This is a genomic window from Pedobacter sp., from assembly GCF_035566355.1.
GTDB lineage: Bacteria > Bacteroidota > Bacteroidia > Sphingobacteriales > Sphingobacteriaceae > Pedobacter.
The window spans coordinates 1-12,348 of the sequence record NZ_DATMRL010000493.1; the positions used below are offsets into that span (position 1 = coordinate 1).

General features: G+C 41.1%; 9 protein-coding genes and 1 pseudogene. 1 reads left to right on the top strand and 9 read right to left on the bottom strand.

What is annotated here, in order from left to right:
* The 4 genes from VNZ46_RS19210 to VNZ46_RS19225 form a co-directional block, all read right to left on the bottom strand.
* Window positions 1-2,744: SusC/RagA family TonB-linked outer membrane protein (locus tag VNZ46_RS19210; protein ID WP_325561646.1), on the bottom strand; the 2,744-nt coding region annotated here is incomplete at its 3' end.
* Between the two features lie 107 nt (window positions 2,745-2,851).
* A complete protein-coding gene (locus VNZ46_RS19215; RefSeq protein WP_325561648.1) occupies window positions 2,852-3,868 on the bottom strand; it encodes a FecR family protein in 1,017 nt (338 codons plus the stop codon).
* A gap of 80 nt (window positions 3,869-3,948) precedes the next feature.
* On the bottom strand, window positions 3,949-4,518 hold the full coding sequence (locus tag VNZ46_RS19220; RefSeq protein WP_325561650.1) for an RNA polymerase sigma factor: 570 nt from the start codon (window positions 4,516-4,518) through the stop codon (window positions 3,949-3,951).
* A gap of 73 nt (window positions 4,519-4,591) precedes the next feature.
* The gene (locus tag VNZ46_RS19225) at window positions 4,592-4,954 is read right to left on the bottom strand and encodes a BlaI/MecI/CopY family transcriptional regulator (RefSeq protein WP_325561652.1); all 363 of its coding nucleotides are present in this window, start codon (window positions 4,952-4,954) and stop codon (window positions 4,592-4,594) included.
* Window positions 4,955-5,149: 195 nt separating this feature from the next.
* On the opposite strand from VNZ46_RS19225, the gene VNZ46_RS19230 reads away from it, so the two are divergent.
* On the top strand, window positions 5,150-5,737 hold the full coding sequence (locus tag VNZ46_RS19230) for an RNA polymerase sigma-70 factor (protein ID WP_325561654.1): 588 nt from the start codon (window positions 5,150-5,152) through the stop codon (window positions 5,735-5,737).
* A 34-nt stretch (window positions 5,738-5,771) separates the two neighbouring features.
* On the opposite strand, the gene VNZ46_RS19235 is transcribed toward VNZ46_RS19230, so the two are convergent.
* The 5 genes and pseudogenes from VNZ46_RS19235 to VNZ46_RS19255 all read right to left on the bottom strand — a co-directional run.
* Window positions 5,772-7,109, bottom strand: coding sequence for a DUF4302 domain-containing protein (locus VNZ46_RS19235; RefSeq protein ID WP_325561656.1), 1,338 nt, complete (start codon window positions 7,107-7,109; stop codon window positions 5,772-5,774).
* 10 nt (window positions 7,110-7,119) lie between these two features.
* Entirely contained in the window at window positions 7,120-8,424 is a 1,305-nt protein-coding gene (locus VNZ46_RS19240) for a DUF4302 domain-containing protein (RefSeq protein WP_325561658.1), read from the bottom strand.
* 12 nt (window positions 8,425-8,436) lie between these two features.
* Window positions 8,437-9,300 (bottom strand): putative zinc-binding metallopeptidase, encoded by an 864-nt coding sequence (locus VNZ46_RS19245; protein WP_325561660.1) that lies wholly within the window; start codon window positions 9,298-9,300, stop codon window positions 8,437-8,439.
* A gap of 18 nt (window positions 9,301-9,318) precedes the next feature.
* Window positions 9,319-10,794, bottom strand: coding sequence for a RagB/SusD family nutrient uptake outer membrane protein (locus tag VNZ46_RS19250; RefSeq protein WP_325561662.1), 1,476 nt, complete (start codon window positions 10,792-10,794; stop codon window positions 9,319-9,321).
* A gap of 10 nt (window positions 10,795-10,804) precedes the next feature.
* Window positions 10,805-12,348 (bottom strand): annotated as a pseudogene (locus tag VNZ46_RS19255) (SusC/RagA family protein); the annotation flags it as partial.

Sequence of the window (12,348 nt, forward strand, 5' to 3'; positions counted from 1 at the left end):
ACAGCACTATCTGCCAACGCCTTTATAGTATTTTTATTGGCAGAAAAAGTCATATTCACTGACCATTCAAAGCCATTTCTAAGACGTACAGGCACACCATTCAAAGCCAATTCCAGGCCTTTATTACTTACTTTTCCAGCATTGATCACAGCCTGTGAAAAGCCCGAAGATCTGTCAATGATTCTTTTAAGAATCTGATCTTTGGTGTTTCCACTATATAAAGCAAGGTCAAAACCTAAGCGGCTTTTGAAAAATTTCATTTCAGCCCCAACTTCAAAAGTTGTGGTTCGGAGTGGCCTAAGGTTAGGATTCGTAAGAAGCCCCGGGTTTTGCAAACCTCCAGAATATACACTTCCTGCCGAAACATAATTAAATATAGTCTGATAAGGATCAATCCCCCCACTCCCCACACTGGCTACTGATGCCCTTAGTTTTGCATAATCAATTTGACGGGGAAGTTTAAACAGTTCTGAAGGCAGGAAACTCAAACTTAACGAAGGATAAAAAAATCCCGCATTATCGGTTCTTTCGGCGGTAGCTAATGTACTCGCATAATCCTTACGGGCAGTAATATCCATATAAAGATAGTCTCTGAAACTTGTGGATAGTAATCCATAAAAACTATTCAATGCATAGGTAGCCTTATAAGGTAAAGTAACTAATGGCCCTGCACTATTGGACATTTTGTAAGATCCGGCATACACGAGAGAATCTGCACGAACTTCATCCTTATTGTAGTTATTTCTCAACATACTTCCACCCCCTGTCGCTGTTATTGTAAAGTCCCGGTTTAGTTTTTTGTGGTATTTCAATAGAAAATCACCACTTACTTCCTGTGAGAAAATATTCTGCGTCCGGTAAGATCCTTTGGGGTATTTCGTTCCCGCATCATATGGACGTTGCTGAGCCCTTTGCTCATAACCAAAATCCATAGAGGTACGGAGTTGCAGATTAAGTTCCTTAGTAATATCATAAGCTGCCTGAACATTTCCCGTAAAGGAGTTTCTGCTGGATTTATTAATAAACTCGTATGAAACAGCGTAAGGATTTTCGGGATACGAACTGTAGGGGTAAAAAATCACCTTATTCTCTTGTCCGCTTTTCCAATAGTTTCTTAACCAGTTGATATCTGCATTGGGTTGCCAGAAAATAAACCAATACATAATGGATTGATTTCCGTAACCCGCGCCAGGCAAATTATCGCTTGATTTGTTATTATAATTGATTTTAGAGCTGATGGTGAGTTTATCACTAATCTTTGAATTTACAGATAAGGCCACGCTGTTTCTTTGATAGCCTGTATTTGGTATGATCCATTTGTTATTCACATTGGTAGCAGAAAAACGCGCAGTTGTTTTATCCGAGCCACCATCTATACTCACAGAATTGGTATAGGTCTGTCCTACATCAAAAAATTTTCTGATCTGATTTTTATAGGGTACCCATGGTGTGCGTGTTGCACCTTGTGTCTGTGTCAGCGGATCCAGTTGAAAAAAACTCTGCCCGTCAAATTTAGGACCATAGGCAGAACTTGTACCGCTGGTACTGGCACCGTCAACACTGTTGCCATAAGAATAATAGTTAGACCCCGCAGTACCCTGTCCGTATTCGTATTGAAGATCCGGCCAGCGGTTTGGTTCTTCAAAGGCCACATTAGAGTTGATGGTAATTCCAATACCCTTCTTCTTCGCACTTCCGGATTTAGTAGTGATCAAGATGGCACCATTTGCACCTCTTTGACCATACAAGGCAGAGGCTCCAGGTCCTTTCAATACACTTACACTTTCAATGTCTTCCGGATTGATGTCGTTAATTCCACTTCCGTAATCTGCAGGCATCATATCGCTGCTGGTTCCGTAAGCAGACTCACCACCGTTGGCAGTCCGCCGGCCACTTCCCTGGCTAATCACTACACCATCTACCACAATCAGGGCTTCGTTATCACCTGTTAAATTATTCTCGCCCCGCAGGATAATCTTATTAGAACCCGTAGGGCCACTATTTGATCTCACTAAATTTAGTCCTGCAACTTTACCTGATAAAGCATCTGTCCAGTTGTTCGATATGGCACCGGTTAACTGTTCTCCCCGAACGGTACTAACTGCATACCCAAGAGATTTCTCCTCTCTTTTTATCCCCAACGCTGTTACCACTACTTCGTTCAATGCATTTGGTACTGTTTTTAGTTTCACATTAAGTGTCGTAGCACTATTGGCCTGAACAATTATATTTTCCTTTTTTAAGGTTTCGAAAGAAATAAAGCTGATTTCTACCGTATATATACCCGGTACAACATTCAAAATATAAGAACCATCATTTTGACACTGTGCAGAAACATTAGCTTTTACAATCCTAACAGAGGCCCCCGGGAGCGGCTCTCCCTGATCATCTAATACCTTCCCCATCACCTTACCCTTTTCCTGGGGTCTGGGTACAATCAGGATGTTTCCATCGCCGGAAGACTTAAAGGTGAAAACGGTACCTCTCAGCAGCAGATTTAAGATTTCCTGAACAGACCGTTCTGCTTTGGCAATACCCGAAATCATCCGTTTATCATTTAACTGTGTGTTGTTGTAATTAATGGATACTCCACTCAACTTTTCCACCTGTTGAAAAGCGTTTTTAAGCATAATCCCTTCTGCCTCAAAAGTGATCTTCTTATTCGTAATTTGAGCCTGTGTTCTAAGGCTGCTAAAAGACAGCTGTAAAAGCACCAGTATGGTCAGAAACCATATATTTTTCATATATTTACTTAATTTTATACTTATTCCTAAATGAGTTTAAATCAACTTACAGCCTGGGGTTGTTACCAGCAACTCCCGGGCTACTTATAGTATCGTTAGAGTAAATTCTATTTCATAATCTTTCCTCCTTTTTGATCGTTATTGGAAATAAAAATATGATTATCCTTTTGCGTAAAAGATAAACCAGAGAGTGTCATAAGATCTTCCATAACTTGTTTTAATGGAAGATTTTTAAATTTAGCTGTAAATCTGTTCTCCCCTAAGTCTGGATCTGTAAACTCTATTTTTACACCGTAACGGTGTTCCAGCGATACGGCGATCTCCTTTAAAGGCGTATTATAAAAAACAAAATGATTGTTGATCCATCCGCTTACTTCGGCGGCATCAGCTTTGTTAAAAGTATACAAACCATTATCTGTATTAATCTTAAGTTGCTCATCCGGAAGAAGATACCTCACCAACTGGGTCTTTCCAGCTATTGAGGCCATTACTCCAACTTTACCGGTTCGAACGGTTACATCGACTTTATTTTCTGAAGCATATGCTTTTACATTAAAAGAAGTACCCAGTACAACAGTGGTAATTTCTCCGCTTTTCACCTCAAATGGTCTTCTAGACTGGTGTACGACATCAAAAAAAGCCTCTCCGTCCAGATAGACCATACGTTTTGCTCCAAGAAACGTCTTTTCATAGCGGATTTTGCTGCCACCACTCAAATACACCACCGAACTGTCTGGTAAAAGAATCCTGGAATGCTGACCATTGGGATTACTGAGTTCTGCGTAATCAACAGGCACGGTTGTTTTATGAAAGTAAAAGACCAAACTAAAAGTACTCACCAGCAGCGCCACAGCAGCATAAGCCAGCCAGCGGATCTTTCCTTTTGCAAGGATTACGGGCTTTTCTTCCTGATCAATATGTGCCTGTACCCTGGCCCAGGTTTGAACAGCATTGTCGCGGTTTCTAAAATAAACCCGGGATGCCTCCAGAATTTCTATGGTTTCACTAAACTGTTCCAAATGCTCGGGACTTCCCTCTATCCATTCCTGCAACTGGGTCAAACCTTCATCACTGATGGTCTTTTCAAAATATTCTACAATTAGGCGGTAACTCTGTTCTTCCATTTCATCTGTCTCTACCCATAAAGACAGATTTTGCAGCACCGATACGTAGCCAAACAGATTAAGCTTAGGTTAACAAATCGTTAACTGCCAGAATTAAAATAACTAGAGTTTTTCAACAGCTCCCGAAGTTGCTTAATGGATTGATAGAGCGTAGTTTCTACTGTTCTAACTGAAATCCCGAGAATCTCAGCAATTTTCTGTTTATCAAAATGCTCAAACCTGCTCATCAACAATACTTCCCGTTGCCGAAGGGGTAGCTGATCAATAGTCAACAAGATTCTTTGATAAGATTCCCTGCCCGAGAGGATGCGAAAGGGTGTTTCCTTATCTGTAAACAGATGCTGTTCCAAATCGAAATTCTCTACCAGATCTACGGGATCCTTTTTCTTTTCTCTATAATTGACAGACTGGTTTCTGGCAGATACAAACAGGTAATTTTTAATTTTAAGAATGTCACTTTCTTTCCTGTTGTCCCACAATTTGATAAAAATATCTGCTATAATTTCTTCTGCAACAGTATAATCCTTTGTATATACTGCACAAAACTGGCAGAGCGTTTTGTAATAACGATCAAAAAGAGTTTCTAAAGCCAGTGGATCATCTGATTTCAAAAGATTTGTTAACGCTTCATCTGTAAGTTCAGGATACATGCCGGTTTTAGTATTTCCAACAAAGTTAAAGAAGCAATATTAGCCTAATGTTAAATTAAGGGAGATTATGACCTCAACTTTTAGGATGCTCCATCAAATTGATGATCTCTTTCAACTCCTCTACGCTGATCTTCTTGTTTTTTGCAAAAAAAACAACCAGTTCTTTGTAAGAATTCTGAAAATAATCATTTACAAATCCGCACATAAATATTTTCTTAAAATCGGTTTCCTTCACCTTGGCACTGTATCGATAAGCATTAGCCATCTTCTCACTCTTCAAAAAGCCTTTCTTTTCCAAATTTTTAATGGTAGAAGCTAATGTAGTATAGGGAGGTTTTGGATTCTGTAGAAGCCCCATAAAATCTTTAATAAATCCCGCCCCAAATTGCCACACAGCCTGCATCGCTTCTTCTTCCTGTATAGTTAACTTTTCCATAATACGAATATATCGTATATATACGAATAGTACGTTATACAAAAGCAGTTCACCAAGTCAGTCAGCTGTTTTCTATCAGTCACCTTATTATATTCTAAGATTAGATTGTAGTAAGTCATTGTAAAATAGCAATATATTTGTAAGTTTGAACATACAGGATATAGTCAAAAAAAATAGCTATACAAATAAGACAGCATGAATAAATCATTAAATCTTTTATCTGATCAGGAACTTTTAAACCAATGCAAGTTGAACGATGAAAGAGCATTTAATACTTTGTTTGACCGCTATTTTAAGCGCCTGTACAATTTCGGATATGGTTTAATTCAAGACGAAGACGTAGCTAAAGAAATCGCTATGGATGTGATGCTGCGCTTATGGCAAAAAAAAGGAGATTTGGCTCTGGAAAACGAATTGCTGCCCTATCTTTTCAAGTCCATTAAAAATGCCGTTTATAATTACTGGAGAAAAGCCAAGATCATTACCCATTCTTTAGAGGTATTCGAAGACAGCCTTCAAAATGCTGTCCCTCCCGCCGACAGCAATCTGGAATTTAAAGAACTGGAAAAACAATACGCTGATTTCTTAAATGAAATGCCGGAACAAAGACGGAAGATCTTTCATTTAAGCCGGAACGAAAATTTAACTTACGCGGAGATCGCAGATCAGCTGAACCTCTCCGTGCACACCGTACGCAACCAAATGAGCTCTTCTGTACGTTATTTCCGCAAACATATGGGCGATATCACCAAACTGATCATCATTATTTATTTAAAATGGTGAAGGAACAACTCCCCCACCATTCTAAATAAAATCTCTAATTCACCAGGCTCCCAATCATACCGGTAAAATAGATATCCGGGTTATCCTGACTGATAAACTGACCCAGTAAACCATTAGGTGTATCATAGTAATCTAATTTATAACGGTTATTTGACACCGCCCATAAAATACTTTCTACATAAGGCTGGATCAAGGCGGCGTTGGCCTGGACCTCAATGTTTTTATTTAAAGGCAATGCGGTAAATTTATAGGTACCATCCGTTGTTTTGGTATACGAATACGGAAAAGTAGCGGTATAGAGTTGTGAACCAATATCAAAATATAAGTTCAGGTTCAAAACCTTGGTCTTGGTCGAGAAATCAAAATCTACCACCAGTAAAAAACCCTGATACGGACTGTAATTCAATTCCGATGTAGCATTGGTCCAGATGGAATAAAAGTAATCCGACCACCCGGGCAGTTCCGTTACATAATATGGAGAAGGTATCGACAGAACCGACGGAAAACCATTCCCTAAAAACTGGTGCAATGGGATCACAGGCATATTAGAGCCTACAAATGAAATCTTCTGTGCACCATCCTTGATGTAAAAGACCTCTTTGACCGGGTCAAAAAACATTTCGTACACCCAATTGGTGCCCAGTTTTATAGGCCTTTTAAACTGAATACGGTTAATCCCGTAAGCAAAATCTACAGAAGTTGTTTCTACTTTGTCGTTATCCACATAACTGGCAATCACCGAACGGCTAAATTGGTTAATGGCAAACTGAACGCCATATCCACTCGCCGTGATCACCGAATAAAATGGTTTTTTAGAGAAAAACCAGCTCACAGCGTATAACGATTGTCCGAGTTCCCCTGCATTATAATCGTTCCGCTCCTGAACAGTTGCATATACCAATTTCAGTTCATCTCCATATCGGTTTCCAACGAGCATAATGGTATCTGCTTTTTTATAACTAAAGGAATAGCTGGTATCTGCAGAGATGACCTCCCGCCCTTTTCTCACATAAATGGAGTCCAGATAACTTCCCTCTGAAAAACCAATCACCGGATTTGTTTTTTCTGATCTTAAAGAAAACCTGGATGTTTTAGCCGTAGTCCCGCTCTGCGGATCTAAATCGGCAAGCATGCTCACCTCTCCTTTATCGTTCAGTTTGATGTACAGACTATAAACCTTACCTGATTTTGGTGTCAGCGTACCTTTCCATATCGACTGGCCATCTACCAGCGATTTCTTAAAATCGTTAAATGCCTCCTCTGACGTGGGGAAGACCTTCTCCACCTCATAAGCATCTTTACTTTCCTTTTTACAAGAGCCAAACAAAATGCTCCCTAAAAAGATAATGATCCAAATATTTTTTGCTTTCATGCCTTTTATTTTAACGTAAATAACCAATAAACTTAAAGTCTGGTCTTGCTGAACTGATACCTGAACCCATCAACTGTGGCCTTCCATTTTCATAATCGAATTTGAAACTTCCTGTAGTCATGGCTTTGGTAAATGGCTCAAAGCTCTTTTCCAAATAGGTCGCATTCTGATTGAGCCCGCCAGCATATTCAAATGTATAGGCCTCCCCTCTTTGCGTATAATAAAATGAATATACCGCCTGGAAAAACTCTGCTCCTTGTGCAATGATCAGATTGGCAATCATCATTTTTTCCTTTTTGTTGAAGATCAGCCTCAGCTCAGGAAATGTACTTCCCTCGGCCAATTGGGCTCTTGCGCTCGCCAAAACAGCTTTTCTTATATCATTGTAGTTCGCACCCGTCCCGGTTACATCTTCTTCAAACGGGAGCACCACATTGGTGAACTGAACACCCAGCATCTGGTTAAAGCTGAACAAAGGTGTAGTGGAGATCTTCACAGGAACCTTCTGGTTTGCATTAATGACCACCATTGATTTCTTGTCGTCAGAAATCTGAACCTTATCAAATTCCAGGTTTTCAATCTTCATCTTTTTCTTTAAAACAAGGTCATTTATCCCGGAAAAGGCAAATGGGGCACTGTTCTGCTTCAAAACACCTGAACTATCGTAACTCAGGAACACTTGCTTACTGCCCAGGTCCACACTGAAACCAATGGTTTTGTTCTTATCTGTCAGCAGGTAATTGAACGAATTTGTGTTCAAATAATTAGTAACAGATTGTCTGAGCACATTTAAATTCCCGGCTTTATAAGCCGTAGCTTCTTCTGCTGTGGCTTTCACCAGTACCAAGATACTTCCGTTTAAATTTCCTTTTAATTTAATGGTGTCCGCACTGGCTTCCAGGATTGAAAATTCAAAATCTGAATACAAGCCCCATCCCGGTGTCCCGCCATTGACCTGCGGATCAGGATCTGCTAATAAATGCAAATAAGAATACGTATCAAAATAAAGCGATGGTAATGTGGTCGCTTTTAAACGATAAGAGCTTTCAAATGGAGTTTTTCCGCTCGACTCGCTAATATCAGCCATCATCTCAACACGGTTCTTTCCGTTAAAATTGAAGAGAAAGCCAAAACCTCCCCCTCCATCCGGAAAAAGATGCCCTTTCCAGCCATTTGCAGATCCGCTTAAAAGGTTATTGTATTTGGTCAGCGCCTCTGTCAATCTATAATCAGGGCGCATTTCATCTGCGATTTCATTCTTCTTACATGAAAAAAGTAATGGAAGCAGCAGGATATAAAAAAATAATCTTTTCATCTTAATAAGTAATTATTTGGTAGAGTTTAAAATGGCCTGCTTTGTCACTTCCTGTAATTTTCTAAAGTCAATGTTGTATTCCTTCTGATAAAAATCCACCACGATGGATTCCTTTTGTCTCAAGATTTTCTTAGAAGCCTGGGGTACATAAGGATTGTTCACAATGGCATCAAAATACGCCTGTCCGTTAACCAAAAGCACAGCAACCGTTTCTACAAAATCCTCATCCGGACTAGCTTTCGCATAAGCCGTAACCAATCCCTGCGTATTGGCTTCTTCATCCGTAGTATTGAACCAGGCAGCAGTGATCTTATCCGGATTTAACCCTTTCCATTCTACCGGATACGCATGGATCTGGTGCAGGATATGCGCAAATTCGTGATGGATGGTATGGAGCATCCTTTGTACTTCTGCTACATTGGCTTTGTCGAACTGGTTGATCACCATCAGCACGATTTTCCTTCCGCCCTCTGCCTGTCCCAGCACCACGGTCCCATTTTCATTGTACTCCGCACTTCCGGCCAGCTGGAACAGCTTTGGCGAATATTTTTTAATAAAGCTATTTCCTGCCACCTGCTCATAAGGTTTGATATAGATATCCCTTACCGCCGTCATCACAGGTTCAACCTGGCTTTCCAGTACCGGTACCAGGTTCTTGGCATAATTTAGTTCATAAGGGTCCCATTTATATTTCACTTCTATATTATAGGGATCAACATAATTCTTATCAATCCAGAAATCTAAGGGCCGCTTTACCCAGGTATCCCCGCCCAAACCTACAATCGGCGTGGTTGGCAAGGCTGTTTCTTTTTTACATCCCGGCAAACCCAAGGTCAGGGCAGCAAACAGGATGTAAGTATACATTGGTTTTATCATGGTTTCTTTTCTAGGTCGTTATCTTGGGTTTAATTCAATGCCAGAGCTCTGTACTTCCTCCGGAAGCTGAAATACCCTTTGCGGGTCTTTAGGCCCCAAGGTTAAGATCTCTCCATTTGATTTTTTATGCTGTACCGGCAATCCATGTCTGATGATGTCAAACCAGCGCTCTCCCTCAAAGAGAAAATTGACACGTTTAAAATCTAAAATGCAGTTGATCAATACCTGGGTACGGTCAGGGGAATCATAAAATTCCATCAGCTTGTCTATAGAGATCTGCAGGCTCTCATCGTAAAAAGGTAAACTCGGACTAACAATAAATTTGCTGGCGATATAATCGTTGAGGTCGTTAATTGACGCATCAAAATTTCCCAGCATCGCATTGGCTTCTGCCCGGTTAAAGAGCGTTTCCTCAGCACTAAAAATGGGGATCATATTATAAGGGATCCCACTTTCGGCATTTAGAGTCAGGCGAACAAAATGCTCCCTGAATTTGGGGATATTGATGCTGTTTTCATTGCCATAGATATTGTACGCCCAGCTTCCTCCGGTTACATTCGCACTGGTGGTCAGTTTACTCATCAGTTCTGAGGTAAAACCATACCTGTTGGTGGCATAACTTCTTCCCCATCCCGTAGGTGCTTCCACCAGTAAAATATTTGCGGGGTTCACCGCCCGGGTATACTGTGCCTGCAGCTCATTGTATTGATAGCTCATGTACTCCGTGCTATTTACAGGTCTCAGGTAGGCCGAAAAACTGCCGTTCGAGAATACAGTGCTCGCATATTTGACCGAGTTGTTATAATCCTTTTTATAGAGATAAAACCTGGCGGCAAATGCACTGGCGGCCGAACGTGTAAAATGGTATTTTAGAACCTTATATTTAGAGTCGTTAATCAGGGGCATCCCTTCCTTAAGGTCTTTTTCGATCATATCATAGACATAGGCAACAGTTTTCCTTTCATAATGGCCCAGTACAATCTTTTCAGTAGTGGTTACATAAGGAATTCCGGGATCTGTAGTTGATGTTTGAAGGGAATAGGGTTTTGAAAATAAAGTCACCAGCATAAAATGTGCATAAGCCCTGGCTACTAAAGCCTCTCCTTTAAAAGGTTTGTACGCTTCAGTACCTTCCTGTTTATCAATAATTTCTAATGCATGATTTGCAGCCGAGATGGCCTTATATGCAGCATTCCAATAATTTGTAGGAGAATCCCCATCTGTATTTTTGTTGTCCTTAAAGAAATAAGGCATACTGTTGTCCGGATCTACCGCACCTGAACCTTTATCTGAAACATTATCCGACATAGATTCCGTGAAAGTGATATAATTGGCCTGCGGATAAGCTGTAGCCAGTAGTTCGCCTATCTTCTCCGGAGAATTGAGCTCTGTCCGCATATCCGGCGCCTGGTCCAGGTATTTATTACAGCTGGAAAAAACCAGCAAACTGGCTACCCCCAGCATAGTTTTGCTAATGAATGTATGTTTAATCATTGTGATATCGTTATAGTCCTACTTTTAGGGATAAGGTAAATTGCTTAGGAATTGGCATGGCTACCCCTCCTGAGCTGAAAAACTCCGGATCCTGACCGTTCAGCGCTTTATCGGAATACATCAGCCACAGGTTATTGGCCACGAGGCTTAAAGAGCAGTTGCTGAGGTTAAGCCTGGAAGCAATCTTTGCTGGTATATCGTAAGAAAGGTTCACTTGCTTTAACCGGATAAAATCGCCTTTGGCCACACGCTGGGTAGAATAATTGTAATTGTTGTACGGAAAGGAATTGACCAGTCTGCCTTCTTCGCGCTTATCCGGAATAGAAGGTGAAGCGGCGTCTCCGTACAAGACCCAGCGACTGACGAATTCCTCTGGAGCTGCATCCAGCTCAGAATAGGAGCTCTTAAAAGCCGGGTTTAAACGGATCACATTGCCGGCACTGAACGTAATTAATGCCGATAGCTTAAAATTCTTATAGCTGATGTTGTTGAAAAAACCACCCGTTAATTTCGGGTCAATAGAGCCTTCATACACCAAATGCGCTGTCTTTAAACTTTGCAGATATACCGCATCTGACACCACACCCTCTTCATTGATAAATTGTGGTGTTCCGTTTGTCTTATTTAAGCCTTCATACTGCAGCGAGAATAGCCCCCGTTGCGGGTATCCTTCCTTTGCACCGCCATCCGGTCCGATCAGCGACCAGATATTGGGTTCGTTTTTCAGCTTGGTGATCCTGGATTTATTAAAAGCAAAGTTCAGCTGTGTATTCCATTTGACCAAACTATGGTCCAGCACCTTGGCCCCTAAAGTAACCTCCAGTCCGTGTGCATCCATATCTGCATAATTGGCCAGTTTCACAGCCTCACCACCGATACCGCCATTGCGGATCAGACCGATCAGGTCGTAACTTTTGTGACTGTAATAATCCATCGCCAGCGAGAACTTATTGTCTGCCAGCCCTACATCAAAACCAATATTGGTCTTGTATAGCTTTTCCCAGGTCAGCTCAGAGTTTTCCAGGTTGATGATGTCTATTGCAGATTCCCTCTCCCCTAAATATGGCCGTCTTGTCGCAGCATTTAACAACACCACACTGGAATTGGTAGCAGGACCGCTGCTGGCCGTTAAACCATAACTTGCCCTAAAAGTCGCCCGGCTCAGCAAGGTCTGCTTTTTGAAAAATGGCTCACCATCTATATTCCATGATCCACTAATGTTCCAGGTTGGCAACCATCGCGCAGTCCTGGTTTTCCCCATTAAATTGGAACCATCATACCGCACTGTTCCCCCGAAATTGTACTTGTCTTTGAAAGTATATCCGGCATTTAAGCCGTAGGCCAGAAAACGGTCATACCGGCGTTCCATTCCAAAATAATCGGAATTTCCTTCTACAATCATTTTCACAAAGTTCGGATCTAAATAAGGGACCCCGCCTTTGTCGAACTGATAGCCATAACCGTTAAAATTTTTAAACTGGCGATCGGCATACCTCAATTCCGAAAATCCATATACCCTCAACTGATGGTCTTCCTTAAAACGCTCATTAAATT